The 16546-nt window shown below is 71.3% G+C and carries 18 protein-coding genes; 5 read left to right on the top strand and 13 right to left on the bottom strand.

What is annotated here, in order from left to right:
• The first annotated feature begins 15 nt into the window (after positions 1–15).
• Positions 16–1173 (top strand): DUF4192 family protein, encoded by a 1158-nt coding sequence (locus tag MA875_RS15395; RefSeq protein WP_248243135.1) that lies wholly within the window; start codon positions 16–18, stop codon positions 1171–1173.
• Here the strand turns inward: MA875_RS15395 and lysS are convergent.
• Both lysS and panC read right to left on the bottom strand, forming a co-directional pair.
• On the bottom strand, positions 1166–2689 hold the full coding sequence (lysS, locus tag MA875_RS15390; protein WP_248243134.1) for a lysine--tRNA ligase: 1524 nt from the start codon (positions 2687–2689) through the stop codon (positions 1166–1168). The two genes, MA875_RS15395 and lysS, sit on opposite strands and share 8 nt — an antisense overlap.
• Before the next feature lie 129 nt (positions 2690–2818).
• The gene (gene panC / locus MA875_RS15385; RefSeq protein WP_248243133.1) at positions 2819–3664 is read right to left on the bottom strand and encodes a pantoate--beta-alanine ligase; all 846 of its coding nucleotides are present in this window, start codon (positions 3662–3664) and stop codon (positions 2819–2821) included.
• Between the two features lie 78 nt (positions 3665–3742).
• Between panC and MA875_RS15380 the strand changes: the two genes are divergently transcribed.
• From MA875_RS15380 to MA875_RS15370, 3 genes are all read left to right on the top strand, one after another.
• Positions 3743–5005 carry an RNA polymerase sigma factor gene (locus MA875_RS15380; RefSeq protein ID WP_248243132.1) on the top strand — a complete coding sequence of 421 codons (1263 nt, stop codon included), beginning with the start codon at positions 3743–3745 and terminating at the stop codon, positions 5003–5005.
• A 94-nt stretch (positions 5006–5099) separates the two neighbouring features.
• A complete protein-coding gene (locus MA875_RS15375) occupies positions 5100–5456 on the top strand; it encodes a YciI family protein (RefSeq protein WP_248243131.1) in 357 nt (118 codons plus the stop codon).
• 55 nt (positions 5457–5511) lie between these two features.
• Positions 5512–6381, top strand: coding sequence for an aldo/keto reductase (locus tag MA875_RS15370; protein ID WP_248243130.1), 870 nt, complete (start codon positions 5512–5514; stop codon positions 6379–6381).
• A gap of 53 nt (positions 6382–6434) precedes the next feature.
• On the opposite strand, the gene MA875_RS15365 is transcribed toward MA875_RS15370, so the two are convergent.
• From MA875_RS15365 to tilS, 11 genes are all read right to left on the bottom strand, one after another.
• The gene (locus tag MA875_RS15365) at positions 6435–7112 is read right to left on the bottom strand and encodes a DUF2520 domain-containing protein (protein WP_308221542.1); all 678 of its coding nucleotides are present in this window, start codon (positions 7110–7112) and stop codon (positions 6435–6437) included.
• Positions 7109–8791 (bottom strand): PH domain-containing protein, encoded by a 1683-nt coding sequence (locus MA875_RS15360; protein WP_248243129.1) that lies wholly within the window; start codon positions 8789–8791, stop codon positions 7109–7111. Before MA875_RS15360 ends, MA875_RS15365 begins: the two co-directional genes overlap by 4 nt.
• Positions 8788–9315, bottom strand: a complete 528-nt coding sequence (locus MA875_RS15355) for a PH domain-containing protein (RefSeq protein WP_372492595.1) — start codon at positions 9313–9315, stop codon at positions 8788–8790. Before MA875_RS15355 ends, MA875_RS15360 begins: the two co-directional genes overlap by 4 nt.
• Positions 9316–9451: 136 nt before the next feature.
• Entirely contained in the window at positions 9452–9940 is a 489-nt protein-coding gene (locus MA875_RS15350; protein ID WP_248243128.1) for a DUF3180 domain-containing protein, read from the bottom strand.
• Positions 9937–10470 carry a 2-amino-4-hydroxy-6-hydroxymethyldihydropteridine diphosphokinase gene (folK, locus tag MA875_RS15345; RefSeq protein WP_248243127.1) on the bottom strand — a complete coding sequence of 178 codons (534 nt, stop codon included), beginning with the start codon at positions 10468–10470 and terminating at the stop codon, positions 9937–9939. Before folK ends, MA875_RS15350 begins: the two co-directional genes overlap by 4 nt.
• Positions 10451–10852: a dihydroneopterin aldolase gene (gene folB / locus MA875_RS15340; protein ID WP_248243126.1), complete on the bottom strand. Its 402-nt coding sequence runs from the start codon at positions 10850–10852 to the stop codon at positions 10451–10453. The genes folK and folB overlap by 20 nt, the downstream gene beginning before the upstream one ends.
• Entirely contained in the window at positions 10828–11694 is an 867-nt protein-coding gene (gene folP, locus MA875_RS15335) for a dihydropteroate synthase (protein ID WP_248243125.1), read from the bottom strand. Before folP ends, folB begins: the two co-directional genes overlap by 25 nt.
• Positions 11691–12299: a GTP cyclohydrolase I gene (gene folE / locus MA875_RS15330; protein ID WP_248243124.1), complete on the bottom strand. Its 609-nt coding sequence runs from the start codon at positions 12297–12299 to the stop codon at positions 11691–11693. The genes folP and folE overlap by 4 nt, the downstream gene beginning before the upstream one ends.
• A gap of 9 nt (positions 12300–12308) precedes the next feature.
• Positions 12309–14315 (bottom strand): ATP-dependent zinc metalloprotease FtsH, encoded by a 2007-nt coding sequence (gene ftsH, locus MA875_RS15325; RefSeq protein ID WP_248243123.1) that lies wholly within the window; start codon positions 14313–14315, stop codon positions 12309–12311.
• A gap of 145 nt (positions 14316–14460) precedes the next feature.
• Positions 14461–15012 (bottom strand): hypoxanthine phosphoribosyltransferase, encoded by a 552-nt coding sequence (gene hpt, locus MA875_RS15320; protein ID WP_248243122.1) that lies wholly within the window; start codon positions 15010–15012, stop codon positions 14461–14463.
• A gap of 261 nt (positions 15013–15273) precedes the next feature.
• Positions 15274–16302, bottom strand: a complete 1029-nt coding sequence (gene tilS / locus MA875_RS15315; protein ID WP_248243121.1) for a tRNA lysidine(34) synthetase TilS — start codon at positions 16300–16302, stop codon at positions 15274–15276.
• Between the two features lie 34 nt (positions 16303–16336).
• Between tilS and MA875_RS15310 the strand changes: the two genes are divergently transcribed.
• On the top strand, positions 16337–16531 hold the full coding sequence (locus MA875_RS15310) for a hypothetical protein (protein ID WP_248243120.1): 195 nt from the start codon (positions 16337–16339) through the stop codon (positions 16529–16531).
• Positions 16532–16546 lie beyond the last annotated feature (15 nt).

The following is a 16546-nucleotide window of genomic DNA, read 5'->3' as shown; positions in this document are numbered from 1 at the left end:
GGCCAGGGTCGGGGCATGACCACGATCGTGAAGGCCGGTACCGCGGCCCAGTTCCTCTCCCTCGTCCCTCGGATGCTCGGCTACGTGCCCTCGAACAGCGTCGTGCTCGTGCCGTTCGAGGGCACGCGCACGCGGGGCGCGATGCGCATCGATCTGCCCGCGGTCGCCGACCTCGACGCCGCTGCTGCCACGCATGTCGGGCTGGTGTGCCGCATCGAGGCGGCCGACGCCCTCGCCGTGGTGGTGTTCACCGACGAGCTGTTCGGCGGCGGCGCGGCGCCGTGGACCGCGCTCGCCCAGGGCATCCGCGACAGAGCCGACGCCAGCGGCCTGCGCGTGGTGGACATGCTCTGCCATGCGCCCGACGGGTGGGCGTCGTACCTCGATTCCGACACTCCGCCCGGGGGACGGCCCCTCCCCGAGCTCCTCGAAGCGGACGTGGCGACGCCCGCGCTCGCCGACATCCCCCTCGCAGCGGGTGACCAGTGGTCGGGCGCGACACTGCCCGCTGTCGACTTCGCCGAGAAGGAGAGGGTCGGGACGGCGCTGAAGGCGATCCGCGTCGCGATCGAGGGCTTCGGCTCGCACGCGACCGGCCCCCGCGCGCGCGTGGATCCGCGGGCACTGGAGGCGGTGTGCCTGCTCGATGACCTGCCGGCGCTGTTCGAGGAGGCGCTGCAGTGGAATCCCGAGATGCTCGACCCCTTCGACGCCGCGCTGCTGCTGTGGTGCCTCGACCGTCCGGCGACGCGGGACGTCGCGCTCGTGCAGTGGTGCGGCGACATCGACCGCGGCGACGAGGCGATGGCGGCGCAGCTGCGCTGGGAAGCGGGCGAGCCCTACCCGGCGGACATCGCCGAACGCATGTGGGGCGAGGGGCCGCAACCGTCGGCTGAGCGGCTGCAGGGGGCACTGGAGATCGCCCGCCGCATCGCGGCGGCGGCGCCCCGCGCCGTCCGACCCGGTCCGCTCGCGGTCTGCGGTTGGCTGTCGTGGGCGCTCGGCCGGTCGACGCACGCCGAGTGGTTCGCCGATCGGGCGGCCGAGATCGACCCCGCCCACGGACTCACGGGCATCGTCCAGGGGATGGTGCGCGGCGGGCACCTGCCTGCCTGGGCGTTCCCGCCGACCGCCACGTGGCGCCCGCTGGACGCGAACGGTCCTCTTACTTGACGAGCGGGAAGAGGATGGTCTCGCGGATGCCGAGCCCGGTGATCGCCATGAGGAGCCGGTCGATCCCCATGCCCATGCCCCCGGTGGGGGGCATGCCGTGCTCGAGGGCGCGCAGGAACTCCTCGTCGATCCGCATGGCCTCGACGTCGCCGCGCGCGGCGAGCTTCGCCTGCTCGACGAACCGCTCGCGCTGGATGACCGGGTCCACGAGCTCGGAGTACCCGGTGGCCAGCTCGAATCCGCGGACGTACAGGTCCCACTTCTCCACCAGGCCCGGAATCGATCGGTGCTCGCGCACCAGCGGGCTGGTGTCGACGGGGAAGTCCATCACGAAGGTGGGGCGCGTGAGGCCGGGCTTGACGAAGTGCTCCCACAGCTCCTCAACGAGCTTGCCGTGGGTCGCGTGCGGGGGTGCCTCGACGCCGACCTCGGCGGCGAAGGCCAGAAGGTCGTCGAGCGAGGTCTCAGGAGTGATGGCCCGACCCGCGGCATCCGAAAGGGAGTCGTACATCGACAGCCGCTCCCACTGCCCGCCCAGGTCGTACACCGTGCCGTCGGCCCACGTGACGGTCGTCGATCCGGCGACCGCGACGGCGGCGTTCTGGATGAGCTCCTGGGTGAGGTCGGCGATGCCGTGGTAGTCGGTGTAGGCCTGGTAGGCCTCGAGCATCGCGAACTCGGGGCTGTGGGTGGAGTCGGCGCCCTCGTTGCGGAAGTTGCGGTTGATCTCGAACACCCGATCGAGCCCGCCGACCACCGCGCGCTTGAGGAACAGCTCGGGCGCGATGCGGAGGTACAGCTCGGTGTCGAAGGCGTTGGAGTGCGTGACGAACGGGCGAGCCGATGCGCCGCCGTGCTGCACCTGCAGCATCGGCGTTTCGACCTCGATGAAGTCGTGGGCGGTGAACGTCTGACGCAGGCTCGCGTTCACCGCGGCCCGCGCACGCACGGTCGCGCGCGCCTGGTCGCGCACGATGAGGTCGAGGAAGCGGCTGCGCACCCGACCCTCCTCGCTCAGCTCGCCGTAGACGTTCGGAAGGGGGAGCACGGCCTTCGCGGCGATCTCCCACGACGTGGCCATGATCGACAGTTCGCCGCGGCGGCTCGAGATCACCTCGCCCGAGACGAAGACGTGGTCGCCGAGGTCGACGAGCTCCTTCCAGCGCTGCAGAGACTCCTCCCCGACCGAGGCGAGGGAGATCATGGCCTGGATGCGACTGCCGTCGCCCGACTGCAGAGTGGCGAAGCACAGCTTCCCGGTGTTCCGGCTGAAGACCACCCGTCCCGCGACGCCCGCGGTCACCCCGGTCTCCGCCCCCGCCTCGAGGTCGCCGAAGCGCGCCCGGAGGGCGGGGATCGTGTCGGTGACCGGCACCGCCACGGGATAGGCGCCGCCCGCGGCATCCGTCCGCTCGGCGATGAGACGCTCGCGCTTGGCCAGGCGTACGGCCTTCTGCTCGAAGACCTCTTCGTCGCTGGGCTCGGCGGGGTCAGCGGGCGCGGGCGAATCGGTCATGAAAAGGCTCCTCGGGGGTCGCCGTCAAGTGTATCGACGGGTGCCCGAGCGCTCAGCGGCGGGATCCGCCGGCGGTCGCCGGGAGGTCACCTCGTCGGCGGTCCGCGCTCGCGGGCGCGGGAGCGGCCGTCACTGCAGCGAGATCTCGGTGTTGTCGATGAAGCGGTGCCCCGCGACGGTCGCGGCGATGAGTGCGAGCGCCCGCCCGCGATGGCCCTCGTCCACGGGGAGGAAGGTCGCGGGGTCGACCACGGTGAGGTACTCGAGGTTGATCCGCGGCTCGCCCATGAGCGCCGACTGGGCCGCCGCGATGCACGCGTCGACCCCGCGGTCGGCGTTCGAGGCCGCAGCATCCAGGGCCATCGTCAGTTTGCCGGCCGCCTGGCGGTCGCGGTCCTCGAGCAGCGATGCGCGGGTGGACACCGGCAGGCCGTCGTCGCCGCGTACCGTCTCGACCGTGGCGACGTCGATGTCGAAGAAGAGGTCGCGGATCATCCGCTCGACCAGGAAGATCCGCTGCCGGTCGCGGAGCCCGTAGACGGCGACGTCGGGCTGCACCAGGTGGAACAGCTTCGCCTCGACGGTGAGGAGACCGTCGAAGTAGTACGGGCGGAACCGGCCCTCGTACCGGAGGCCCAGGTCGCCGGCGCTGATCTTCGTCGTCACGCTCCCGTTCGGGAGGAGGTCCGCGGTGCCGGGGGCGAACACGACATCGACACCCAGCGACTCCAGCAGCAGACGGTCAGCGTCGGGGGTGCGCGGGTAGGCCTCGAAGTCGGCGGTCGTGGCGAACCGCAGCGGATTGACGAAGGTCGACACCACCACGATGTCGGCGCGCTCGCGGGCGGTGTCGATGAGGTCGATGTGACCGTCGTGCAGCGAGCCGATCGTCGACACCAGCGCGACCCTCGCATCCGGGCCGTCGCGTCGGACCTCGGCCAGGCGGCTGCGCAGCGCCTCGGGGGTGCGGATCATCCGATGATCGTATCGGCGGCGCGATCCCCGCCCGCACGGTCCGTGACAGCGGCCGCATCGTCGTGTCCAATGGACACCATGCCCGAGCCACGCGACGCCGCCGACGCGCTCGCCGAGATCCACCGCGCCGAGTGGGGACGGATCGTCGGGGGCCTCGCCCGCCGCTTCGGCGACCTCGACCTCGCCGAGGAGGTCGCGGCGGACGCCTTCGCCGTCGCCGTCGAGCGCTGGGCCGCCGACGGCGTGCCGCCCAATCCGGGGGCGTGGATCACCACGACCGCGCGTCGGAAGGCGATCGACCGCCTGCGGCGCGAGGCACGCCGAGACGACAAGCACCGCGAGGCCCTGCTCATCGCCGACGACTCACCCGCCGAAGAGGTGGGCGCGGTCGCTGATGATCGGCTGCGGCTGCTCTTCGCGTGCTGTCATCCGCTTCTGGGGGTGGAGACCCGGGTCGCCCTGACCCTCCGGGTCGTCGTCGGCCTCACCGTCGCAGAGATCGCGCACCTCTTCCTCGTGCCGCCCACGACGATCGCGCAGCGCATCACCCGGGGGAAGGCGAAGATCGGCGCGGCGCGCATCCCGTTCCGCGTGCCCGAGGCGGGCGATCTCCCCGAACGCGCCGCCGCGGTAGTCACCGTGCTCTCGCTGATGTACACGCACGGCTACGCCGCGACTGGAGAAGCCCCCGACCGACTGCGGATCGACCTCCTCACCGAGGCGGTCCGGCTCGCACGCGAGCTGCACGTCCTCCTTCCCGACGACGGCGACGTCACGGGACTCCTCGCCCTCCTTCTCGCCTCGGCCGCGCGGATCCCCGCCCGCCTCGCCCCGGACGGCGCGCTCGTCACCCTCTCCGAGCAGAACCGCGACGCATGGGATCGGGCGATGATCTCCGAGGCCGACGCGCTCATCGCCGAGCGGCAGCGGATCGCCCGGGCCACCGGCATCCGTCTCGGACGCTTCGAGCTTCTCGCCGCCGTCCACCTCGTGCACGCACGCGCCCCCGACGCCGGGAGCACCGACTGGTCGCAGATCGTGACGCTCTACGAGATGCTCGAGCGGGTCGACCCGAGCCCGATCGTGGGCGTGAACCACGCCATCGCCGTCGCCGAGGCGGATTCACCCGAAGCGGGCCTCGCGGTCCTGGAAAGACACGACGACACCCTGGCGGAGCACTACGCGTTCCACGCCGTCCGCGCCCACCTGCGCGCTGCGGGAGGGGAGACCGCCGAGGCGCTGCGGGCGTACGACCGCGCGATCTCGCTCGCCCCGTCTCCCGAGATGGCCGAACTGCTCGCGGCGCGACGGAGGAACCTCGCGCACAATTCGTCGCACTGAATGTGCGACGAGATGTCGGATCGGGCGGTCTCCGATCGTCGCTTGTTCGAAGAGGCCTGTTTGGGCCCCGCGTGACCATACGGAAGAGGAGCAGATGAGCAACAGATACCTGGTCATCCACATGACCGACCCCACCGGTACCGACATCCCGAGGGACGAGGACCAGCGCATGCTGGAGGGCTGGCTCGCCGAGGGCGAGAAGAAGGGGATGCTGCAGAGCGGCGCCCCGACCGCACCGGCCGATCAGGCGAAATCCGTGGTGGTGCGCGAGGGTCGAGCCCTCATCACCGACGGCCCGTTCCCCGAGTTCACCGAGTGGTTCGCCGGGTACGACATCATCTCGGCCGAGTCGATCGACGACGTCGCCGCCCTCATGACACAGCATCCGACCGCGATCGCGGGACGGGTGTACGTGCTGCCGCTGGTGAAGCTCCCCTGGGACGAGGACTGATCCCGCGTCGCGGCGCCCGGGAATGCTCGGGCGCCGCGACGCGCTTCACTCCTTCATGACGAACATCACGCAGCCTGCACAGTCGTCCGGAACCTTCCGCATCGGCGGCGACCTCGAGGTCAATCGCCTGGGCTACGGAACCATGCAGCTCACCGGGCCGGGCGTCTGGGGCCCGCCGAAGGACCATGACGAGGCGATCCGAGTCCTCCGCCGAGCGGTCGAACTCGGCGTGAACTTCTTCGACACCGCCGAGTCGTACGGTCCCTACGTCGCCGAGGAGCTCCTCAAGGAGGCGCTGCATCCGTACGCCGACGACGTGGTCATCGCGACGAAGTCGGGCCTGACGCGCACGGCCCCGAACGTCTGGCCGCCGCTCGGACGCCCGGAGTTCCTGCGCCAGGGCGCCGAGATGAGCCTCCGCCGGCTCGGGCTCGAGCGCATCGATCTCTTCCAGCTGCACCGCATCGACCCGAAGGTGCCCCTCGAAGACCAGGTCGGCGAGCTGAAGGCGCTGCAGGACGAGGGCAAGATCCGCCACATCGGTCTGTCGGAAGTCACGATCGACGAGGTGAAGCAGGCGCAGGAGATCGCCGAGATCGTCACCGTGCAGAACCTCTACAACCTGCAGACCCGAGACGCCGAGGACCTGCTCGACTGGTCGGAGGAGCAGGGAATCGGCTTCATCCCGTGGTTCCCGCTCGCGACCGGCGGCCTGACCGGCGCCGACTCGCCGCTGACCGACATCGCCGCGCGCAAGGAGGCGACGCCCGCGCAGATCGCCCTCGCCTGGCTGCTCAAGCGCTCGCCGGTCATGCTCCCCATCCCGGGGACCTCGAGCGTCGCCCATCTGGAGGACAACATGCAGGGTGGCGTCATCGAACTGACCGACGAGGAGTTCGCCGAGCTCTCCGCCCTCCGCGGCTGACACGCGCAGGGGTGCACCTTCGCGCCGAGGGAGTGCACCCTCGCGCGGAGGGATCAGGCGTCGGCGCGGGTCAGGGCGTGGTCGATCGTGGTGTGCACGAGGCTCGACAGGTATCGGCCGGGATCCTCGACCCCGGCGCGGGTGAGCAGGTCGGCCGCCTGGGCGATGATCGAGCGCGAGAACTCCGTCGCGGTGGAGATCGCCTCGGCGTAGATCGGCCGCTGCTCCTCGGCCACCTCGACCGGCTCGCAGCCGAGCTCGACCGCGAGCGCCTGCGCGATCGGCAGCACCGGCGCGGGCGCGGTCACGGCCGCGTAGGCGTGCGTCAGCTGCCGCAGATCGATGGATGACCCCGTGAAGGCGATCGCGGGGTGGATGGCCAGCGGGATGGCGCCTCGCGCCGTCGCCGGCTGGAGTACATCGATGCCGTGGGAGGCGTCGGTGTGCAGCACCAGCTGACCGGGCCGCCAGGCCTCGACCGTGGCGAGACCCGCGACGAGCCCAGGGAGCTCGGCGCGGGGGACGGCGATCACGACGAGATCACTCCCCGCGACGACGTCGACGGGGTCGAGCACCGGCACGTCGGGGAGCACCGCGTCGAGGCGGTCGCGGTCGGAGCCGGCGGTGATCCCGACGATCGCGTGCCCCGCGCCGCGGAGCGCCGCGCCCATCACCGGACCCACCCGGCCTGCGCCGATGATCCCGACACCGAGCCGGCCGTCGCGCCTCACGGTGACACCTCCGTGCGACGCGCCTCCTCGCTCGGCCCCGCGGGCGCGGACGCGTCCGACGTCGGCGCGGCATCCGTCCCCGGCACGGCGACAGTCCCCGGCGCGGCGACACCGAGGGGCTCCTCCCCGGCCCAGCGGTGACTGCGATCACTCGCGGCCGCGACGATGGCGGCGGCCTCCGTGCGGTCGAACAGCGACACCGCGTCATCCCGATCGATGATGCCGAGCGAGCCGCTCACGCGCCCGATCACGGTGTGCACCTGGAGGTTCGCCACGCGCAGCGCGCGATCGACCGGCCCCTGCGCGATCGCGAGGCTCTGCATGCGCGCAAGCGGGAAGAGCGCGAGCTTGCGCCAGATGAAGCCTCGGCGCACGAACAGCGCGTCCGGGGTGACGAAGGCGCCGTTGCGCCGCCAGCTGGTGGGTCGCAGCCACGCCGCCCGGCGCGGGGTGGTCACGTACGGGTCATCCCCCTCGGGGCCGAGGACGCCGTGCTGGAAAACGAGCGGCCACTCCTCGCGGGGAAGGTGGGGCAGCATCAGCTGGAGCACGCGCTCGACGTCGGCGCGGGTCCCCACGGGCAGGACGGTGGCGAACTGGTCCGACCCCGCGGCCTCCAGCCCGCGCCCCGACAGCCGGTTGACGGTGATCGCCCACCACCCGGCGGGTCGCCACAGGATCGGCTGGCTGATCTCCAGCGCGTGGATGCGCCCCGGGGGCAGCGTCTCGGTCACGGTGGTGAACAGGCCGAAGGTGATGCGCACCCCGCTCGAGGTCGGCGCTATCGAGTAGCGCAGCGATCGCGTGATCGTGCGGACCCAGTACGCGCCGAAACCGAGGAGCGCGGGGATGGCCGAAAGAAGCAGCCACGGGGTTCCCAGCACCGAGGCGACGATGATCGCGCCAACGAGGACGAGGAAGAACAGCAGCGATCCGTCGAGGAGGTGGGAGGCGATGAGGCGTCCGACCGGGATGTTCACGACGGAATCCGGCTCGTCGACGGGGTCTTCGGCGCCCTCGATCATCTCGTTCAGACCCGCGGCGAAGGTCGACGCCGCGCCTGCCACCCCGCGTCCGCCCGCCGCCGCGGCTGCCGCCTGACGAGCCTCGGCCAGGCGCCTGCCCGACGCGAGCCGCAGGATGTCGGCGCGCACCTCTTCGGCGTTGGCGGTCGAGAGGTACTCGAGCTTGACGTTGCCGTCGGTGCCGGCCCCGACGACCTCGAGCTTGGCCATGCCCATCAGCCGGGCGATCATCGGCCGTGTGAGGTTGACCCCCTGCACGCGGTCCAGTGGCGCGCGCCGCTGGGTGCGGAACAGCACGCCGCTTCGCACCTCGACGTCGTCGCCGGTGATGCGGAAGGTGTGGAACCGCCACGACAGGTAGAAGGTCCCGACGAGCACGAGGACCACGATGATCACGGCGCCGAGGGCGACGAGGAGCAGACCGCGTTCGAAGATGAAGTCGAGCGGATCGCCGGTCTCGAAGTCGCCGGGGTCTACCTCGGGGACGAAGATCGGCACGACCCCCTGGATCAGGCGGTCGCGGAAGTTGGCGATGAGGATGCCGGCGATGACGACGAGCGTCAGCCCACCCCGAAGGAGCGGGGTGAGCGGGTGCAGGCGGTGCCAGTCTCCGTCGCTGAGCGGCGAACGGGTCGGCGCGGGAGCGCTGGTCACAGTCCTGTCCGACGGGTCTCGGCGACGTCGATGAGGGTGTCGCGGAGTTGCTCGGCAGCCTCCTGCGTGAGCCCCGGAAGGGTCACGCCCGTCACCGCCGCCGCGGTGACGATCTTCAGCTGGGCGATGCCGAACCCGCGGTCGAGCGGGCCGTGGGTGATGTCGACGAGCTGCATGCGCCCGTAGGGCACGGCGACGATCCGCTGCCACAGGATGCCGCGGCGGAACACCAGATCGTCTCGACGCAGCTGATAGCCGTACGACCGGGCCTGGCGGGGTGTCACGGCGAGCACGGCGGCGAGGATGACGAGCACGATCCCCGCCGGGATCATGAGCCAGCGGAAGTCGAACACGAACACCGCGACGAGGCCGGCGGCGAGCACGAGCAGGAAGAAGAACCCGGTGGTGATCAGCTGCACCCGCACGTAGCCGGTGGCGAGCTGGTACCAGGTGCCGTCGCCGAGCGGGAGCCGGTTCTCCGAGCGCGGCTCGACGACACGGTCGAACGACCCGGCGGTGAACACGGCGGGGTCGTAATCGTCCTGCCGGACGTCGTCCGCGGCCAGCGGCACGACCCCCGTCTCCCGCTGCACCGGAGGCGCGGACGGGGCGGGCGGCGCCGACGGGGCGGGCGGCGCCGGCGGCGAAGCGGGCACCCGCTCAGTGCCCGTCGGGCTGGAGTCCGGGGTCGGAGCCTCCGGGCTGTTCGTCATCATCGTCCTTCCGGATCGTGCAGAACTGCTCTGCGACCAGGCCCGCGATCACCAGCAGCACCGCGCACAGGGCCGTCGCGATGACGGCCCCCAACGAGCCTAGCGAGGGCGGAACAGGCCGGGTGAGGAGGAACAGCGCAAGGCCCCCCGCGATCCCCGTCACGATCGCCCCGACGAGGCTCGACGCCTTCGCGAGCACCGCGATGCGCAGCGCCCGGAACGGATCGACCGGGGCGGCCGTTCCCCGGGTGGCGCGGCGGATGGGCACCGCGAGGGCGACGATCACCACCGCGAGCAGCACGAGGAGGATGGGCAGCGAGACGGCCGGGGTGAAGGTCGCGCGCCCCGCCGAGGTGAGTGCCTGGTCGATGAGGAATCCGACACCGACGCCCAGGACGGCGACGACGAGAAGGACGAGCGGGCGCGTGCGCGTCACGAGGGTTCCCGCAGGCGGGAGAGGATGTCTGCGACCCGGCCGACTCCGGGGAGCACGGCGTCGGGATCGACCTGCAGCCAGGGCTCGAGCACGAAGTCGCGCTCCGCCGCCCGAGGGTGCGGGAGGATCAGCACCGGCCCGTCGCTGGTGAGCTCGCCGTAGGCGATGAGGTCGAGATCGAGCGTGCGATCGGCCCAGCGGGCCCCTCGCTCGCGGCCGTGGCGCGCTTCGATCGCGTGCAGGTAGCCGAGGAGCACCGTCGGCGCGAGGCGCGTGGTGAGAAGCGCCACCGAGTTGAGGTAGGCGGGGGCGTCGGCGTCGCGACCCTCCGGCGTCAGTGCGACCGATTCGATCGGCGTCGCGGTCTTCACGTGCGTGACGAGGGGCAGCCGTGCGAGATCGGTCAGCGCCGCCTCGAGGATGGCCTTCCGGTCGCCGAGATTCGACCCCAGCGCGACGACGGCGATCGCCTCGTCGCGACGGTTCGGCGTGGCATCCGTCTGCAGTTCCTCAGCCAGTCGACGACTCATCGGCCTGCCCTTCGGTGTCGGTGCGTGCGCGGCTGATCGTCACCGACACGTCGGCGAAGGTCAGCGGGATCGGGGCGTGCGGTTTGTGGACGGTGACGCGCACGTCGGAGACGAGCGCGCGACGCAGCACCGCGCGCGCGATGCGATCGGCGAGCGTTTCGAGGAGGTTCACCGGATCACCCGCGACGATCGCCGCGACCTCCTCGGCGAGCTCGCCGTAGTGGACGGTGTCGGCGACGTCGTCGCTCCTCGCGGCGGGACGGGTGTCGAGGGTCAGGACCAGGTCGACGACGAAGTCCTGCCCCTCGCGCCGTTCGTCGTCGTAGACGCCGTGGTACCCGAAGACCTTCAGGCCCGTCAGCGTGATGGTGTCGCCGTCCACCGGCGGTCTCCCTCCCAGGCCTGAGCGATCCGCAGGGCATCGCGGGTGGCACCGACGTCGTGCACGCGCACGCCCCAGACGCCCTCGCGTGCTGCGAGCGCACTCGTGACGGCGGTTGCGAGATCACGGCGCTCTTCCGACACGTCGTCGAGCGTCGGCGGCTGCGTCCCCCTCTGGGCGCCGAGGACGGTGGGAAGAAGCGTCTCGGCGAGGAACCGCTTGCGGCTGGTGCCAACGAGCACCCGCGGGCCGATGCCGAGGATGCGCGGGAGTCCGCGAAGCACCGACCAGTTCTGATCGCCGCGCTTCCCGAACCCGATCCCCGGATCGAGGATGACGCGGGACGGCGCGATGCCGGCGACCGCGGCCGCTTCCAGGCGCCCCGAGAGCTCGGTGACCACCTCGCGGATCACGTCGCCGTACTCCGCGCGGGCGTACATGTCGCTCGACGGCCCGCGCCAATGGCCCACGACGAATTCCGCTCCCGTACCGGCGACGGCCGTGAGCATGCCGGGGTCGGCGAGGCCCCCCGAGACGTCGTTGACGATCGTGGCCCCGGCCGCCACGGCCGCGGCGGCGGTGGCGGCGTTCATGGTGTCGATGCTCACCGCCGCGCCTTCGGCGGCGAGCGCGCGGATGACGGGGAGCACACGCTCCTGCTCCACCGAGGGAGCGACCCGTTCGGCGCCGGGGCGGGTCGACTCGCCCCCGATGTCGAGGAGGTCGGCGCCGGCGGCACGGAGGGCGAGGCCGTGCGCGATCGCGGCGTCCTGCGCGAAGAACCTCCCGCCGTCGCTGAAGGAGTCCGGTGTGACGTTGACGATGCCCATCACGACGGTCATTCGCCCCGTGCCTCCGATCCACGAGGTGCCCCCATGAGGAGCATGAGCTCGGTGCGCGAGGCGGGGTCGGTGAAGTCGCCGCGAGCGGCGATCGTCACCGTCGAGGCGTCCCGCTGACGCTCACCGCGGAAGGTGACGCAGCCGTGGGTGGCCTCGAGCACGACCAGCACGCCTCGGGTGTCCAGGGCATCCCAGATCGTGTCGGCGATCTGCTCGCCCAGGCGCTCCTGCACCTGAGGCCGCGAGGCGAGGATGTCGACGACCTTCGGCAGGGCGCCGAGGCCGACCACCTGCTCACCCGGCAGGTAGGCGATGTGGGCCTTGCCGCGGAAGAGCAGGAGGTGGTGCTCGCAGACGGAGCGGAAGTGGATGTCGCGGAGCATGACCGCGCCGGAGGGAAGCGTGTCGGGTGCGGGGCCGCGGCTGACCGAGATGGTGTGCGACAGCGGCTCGGCGGGGTCTTCCCCGACGCCGGAGAAGAACTCGGCGTAGGCGTCGGCGACGCGCTGCGGCGTGAGTTTCAGCCCCGGACGATCGGGATCCTCTCCGATCGCGGAGAGGATCTCGGTCACGAGCGCGGCGACGCGCTCTCGATCAACGGCCACAGGCCGAGCCTACGCGGTCGCCGGTCGCGCCTGTCCGCTCGGCCGACGCACCGCCGCCTTCTCGGCGGCCGGTTCCTCGGCCGCGGCCGAAGCCGCCACGCCCGCGGGTTCCGCGCGACGCGGGACCTCGACCGGGGGAAGGGTCGAGACCGGGCGGTCGCTGCTGGAGAGCCACTGCGGACGTGGCGGGAGCTTGGTGACGTCGGCGAAGATCTCGGCGAGCTCGATGTGATCGAGCGTCTCCTTCTCGAGCAGCGCCAGGGCGAGCTTGTCGAGCACGTCGCGATTGGCGTTGATGACCTCGTACGCCTCGTTGTGCGCCTGCTCGATGAGGGCGCGCACCTCGGCGTCGACCCGCTCGGCGATGCGCTCGGAGAAGTCGCGGCCATGACCCATGTCGCGGCCCATGAACACCTCGCCCGAGGACTGGCCGAGCTTGACCGGACCCACCTGCGTGGTCATCCCGTACTCGGTCACCATCTTGCGGGCGATGCTCGTGGCCTTCTCGATGTCGTTGGAGGCGCCCGTGGTGGGGTCGTGGAACACGATCTCCTCGGCGACCCGGCCGCCCATGGCGTAGGTCAGCTGATCCTGCAGCTCGTTGCGGGTGACGGAGTACTTGTCATCCAGCGGCAGCACCATCGTGTAGCCGAGGGCCTTGCCGCGCGGGAGGATCGTGACCTTCGTCACCGGGTCGGTGTGGTTCATCGCCGCTGCCGCGAGAGCGTGGCCGCCCTCGTGATAGGCGGTGATCAGCTTCTCCTTGTCGCGCATGACGCGGGTGCGACGCTGTGGACCGGCGATGACGCGGTCGATCGCCTCGTCGAGCGCCCGGTTGTCGATCAGCTGCGCGTTGGAGCGGGCGGTCAGGAGCGCCGCCTCGTTCAGGACGTTCGCGAGGTCGGCGCCGGTGAACCCGGGGGTCTTGCGGGCGACGACCTCGAGGTCGACGCTGTCGGCCAGCGGCTTGCCGCGGCCGTGCACCTGGAGGATCTTCTGGCGACCCTTCAGGTCGGGCGCGTCGACGCCGATCTGGCGGTCGAAGCGGCCGGGGCGAAGAAGAGCGGGGTCGAGGATGTCGGGTCGGTTCGTCGCGGCGATGACGATGACGTTCGCCTTCGGGTCGAAGCCGTCCATCTCCACGAGCATCTGGTTCAGGGTCTGCTCGCGCTCGTCGTGGCCGCCGCCCATGCCGGCGCCGCGGTGACGGCCGACGGCGTCGATCTCGTCGATGAAGATGATGGCGGGGGCGTTCTCCTTGGCCTGGTTGAACAGGTCGCGCACACGACTCGCGCCGACACCGACGAACATCTCGACGAAGTCCGAACCGGAGATCGAGTAAAAGGGGACGCCGGCCTCACCCGCGACCGCGCGCGCAAGGAGCGTCTTTCCGGTGCCGGGAGGGCCGTAGAGCAGCACACCCTTGGGGATGCGGGCGCCGACGGCCTGGAACTTCGCCGGGTCCTTCAGGAAGTCCTTGATCTCCTGCATCTCCTCGATGGCCTCATCGGCGCCGGCGACGTCGACGAAGGTGACCTGCGGCATCTCCTTGGTCACGAGCTTTGCGCGCGACTTGCCGAACTGCATCACCTTGCTGCCGCCGCCCTGGGCGCTGGAGAGCAGGAACCAGAAGAGCAGCCCCAGCAGCAGGAGCGGGATCATCAGCGACAGGAACCCGTCGAACCAGGACGGCTGCGGCACCGAGTCGTTGAAGCCGTCCTCGGGGTTTGCGGCGTTGATGGCGTTCACGACCTCTTCGGCGCGCGCCTGCACGTAGTAGAACTGCACCTCGGTGGCGCCCTCGTACGGCTCGGCGAGGGTGAGGTCGACGCGCTGGTCGCCGTCGGTGTTGAGGACCTCGGTCACCGTGCCGCCGTCGAGGAGTTCCAGCCCCTCCTGGGTGGAGATCTGCTTCGCACCGCCCAGGCTCGAGATCAGGGAGAAGCCCACGATCAGGAAGATCCCGATCAGCACGATGTAGAACAGCGGGTTCCTGGTGATCTTCTTCAGGTTCATGGTGCGGGCGGGGCCCGATCCCTTCCTCGACGAGCCGTGGGCGTAGCGGGAGCCGCGGCAACGGTGGATTCAGGGTATCGCGGGCTCTCTATGCCCGGCCTGTGCGTTCGTCGTGGGCGGAATCGACGCCGGTCAGCCCGCCGCGTCAGGCGTAGACGTGCGGCGCGAGCACCGCGACGTCGCGGAGGTTGCGGTACTTCTCGGCGTAGTCGAGGCCGTATCCGATGACGAAGTCGTTCGGGATGTCGAAGCCGACGTATTTGCAGTCGACGTGCACCTTCGCGGCATCCGGCTTGCGAAGGAGCGCGAACACCTCGACCGATGCGACACCGCGGGAGGCGAAGTTGTCCAGCAGCCACCGCAGCGTCAGCCCGGAATCGATGATGTCCTCGACGATGAGCACGTGCTTGTCGTGCAGGTCGGTGTCGAGGTCTTTGCGGATCTGCACCACCCCGCTCGAGCGGGTTCCGGTGCCGTACGACGACACCGCCATCCAGTCCATGGGGTAGGACACCGGTAGAGCCCGGGAGAAGTCGGCCATCACCATGATCGCGCCCTTGAGGACGCCGACGAGAACGACGTCCTTGCCCTCGTAGTCCGCAGCGACCTGCGCCGCGATCTCGTGGAGCTTCGCGTGGATCTCCTCCTCGGTCAGGAGGACCCGGGTGATGTCGCCTTCGATGTCAGCCGCGCGCATGCCGACCAGCTTACGGCGCCGCGTGTCGCCCGCCGAGCGGCTGCACAACTCCTCAAACCTCAAGCGCGGCGCTCCGCCCGGGGCGGTTCCGGCGACCCGCCGCTCGAATCTGCGGAGTTATGCGGATGGGCTTCTTCAACCTCCCCCGGTTCGGCCCATCGCGGGCGCGCGGGGATCGATGTCGCGAAAGCGGCGACCTCGGTGGCCAGGGATCGCATCTCCTGAGGCGCGAACGGCGGTACGCCAAACGTCGCCTGGCGGTCAGCGTGCGGTGAAGACCACGCGGCCGCCGACGCGCGCGGCGCGGCACGCGGGAAGGTCGATCGGGCCCTGCCCCGACCACGCCGTGACGAGGCGCGCCACCTCGAGCGTCTGCGCGCGGGTCAGGCTCTCGCCGAACTCGGCCGCCACCACGTGACGGATGATCCGATGCCGAAGCGCCGGCGGGTTGGCGGCGAGCGCTGCGACCGAGACGGCGATGCCCGCCTCGGCATGCTCGACGATGTCCTCGATCGTCTCGTCGATCATCTCCTCGAACGCGGCGGCGTCCTCCCGCAGCTGCTCGGCCGTGCGCGCCAGCGCCTCGGCGATGCCCGGGCCGAGCTCGGCCTCCATCACCGGCAGCACCCGCTCGCGCACCCGCACCCGGGTGAAGCGCGGATCGGCGTTGTGCGGGTCGTCCCACGGCGTCAACCCCAGCGCCAGGCACGCCGCCCGGGTGGTCTCGCGCCGCACACCCAAGAGCGGCCTGAGAAGCGGCACCCCGTCCAGATCGGATGCCGCGGCCATGCCCTGCAGGCTCGCCGCGCCCGATCCGCGGGCGAGGCCGAGCAGCACCGTCTCGGCCTGATCGTCGAGGGTGTGCCCGGTGAGGACGGCCGCCGCCCCCTCGGCCCGCGCCGCGTCGCGCAGCGCCCGGTAGCGCGCATCGCGCGCCGCTGCCTCCGGGCCACCCGTACCGTCGACCTCGACCCGCGTCACGCGGGCCGCGGCGCCCAGGGCCGACGCGGCACGGCGGGCGGCGTCAGCGGCATCCGCCGAACCGTCCTGGAGACCGTGATCGACCGTGACCGCGACCACCTCGATCGCGCGACGCGAGGCCTCGAACACCGCCGCGGCGGTCAGGGCGAGCGAGTCGGCGCCGCCCGACAGCCCGACGATGACCGAGGCCCCGTCGGGCACCGAGCCGAGGCCCCCGCGCACCGCCAGGCGCACCGCGGCCACAGCCGGGTCGAGCGGGGGTCGGTGCGTCACGCTCCCCACGCTACCGACCACCGGCGTGGCGACCATCGACAGCACGCAGTCCCGGCCCTACGGTGTGGCCATGGAATCCGAATCCGAGATGGGTCGCACCCGCTACCGGCTGTACATGATTATCGGCCTCGTCACGTCGCTGCTCCTGGCGGCCGCGGGCGTCGCGGCGCTGCTCACCAACGGGGGCCCGGTGCTGGGCTGGGCGATGATCATCGCCGGCCTCGCGATCGCCGTGGTGTCCGTCGTCCAGCTGCGACGATCCTGAGGCCGGAGGGCGCCG

Origin of the sequence: Microbacterium kunmingense (assembly GCF_023155745.1) — a bacterium.
GTDB lineage: Bacteria > Actinomycetota > Actinomycetes > Actinomycetales > Microbacteriaceae > Microbacterium > Microbacterium kunmingense.
The sequence above is the reverse complement of the archived record's forward strand: the minus strand, read 5'-3'. Positions and strand labels throughout refer to the sequence as shown.

Bases quoted from the DNA above. Each gene is read 5' to 3' on its own strand.
- MA875_RS15395 (WP_248243135.1), top strand. From the start codon at position 16: ATGACCACGATCGTGAAGGCCGGTACCGCGGCCCAGTTCCTCTCCCTC.
- tilS (WP_248243121.1), bottom strand. From the start codon at position 16,302: ATGGTCGCCACGCCGGTGGTCGGTAGCGTGGGGAGCGTGACGCACCGA.
- MA875_RS15375 (WP_248243131.1), top strand. From the start codon at position 5,100: ATGAGCAACAGATACCTGGTCATCCACATGACCGACCCCACCGGTACC.
- MA875_RS15370 (WP_248243130.1), top strand. From the start codon at position 5,512: ATGACGAACATCACGCAGCCTGCACAGTCGTCCGGAACCTTCCGCATC.
- lysS (WP_248243134.1), bottom strand. From the start codon at position 2,689: ATGACCGATTCGCCCGCGCCCGCTGACCCCGCCGAGCCCAGCGACGAA.
- ftsH (WP_248243123.1), bottom strand. From the start codon at position 14,315: ATGAACCTGAAGAAGATCACCAGGAACCCGCTGTTCTACATCGTGCTG.
- hpt (WP_248243122.1), bottom strand. From the start codon at position 15,012: ATGCGCGCGGCTGACATCGAAGGCGACATCACCCGGGTCCTCCTGACC.
- folK (WP_248243127.1), bottom strand. From the start codon at position 10,470: ATGAGTCGTCGACTGGCTGAGGAACTGCAGACGGATGCCACGCCGAAC.
- folP (WP_248243125.1), bottom strand. From the start codon at position 11,694: ATGACCGTCGTGATGGGCATCGTCAACGTCACACCGGACTCCTTCAGC.
- MA875_RS15380 (WP_248243132.1), top strand. From the start codon at position 3,743: ATGCCCGAGCCACGCGACGCCGCCGACGCGCTCGCCGAGATCCACCGC.
- MA875_RS15310 (WP_248243120.1), top strand. From the start codon at position 16,337: ATGGAATCCGAATCCGAGATGGGTCGCACCCGCTACCGGCTGTACATG.
- panC (WP_248243133.1), bottom strand. From the start codon at position 3,664: ATGATCCGCACCCCCGAGGCGCTGCGCAGCCGCCTGGCCGAGGTCCGA.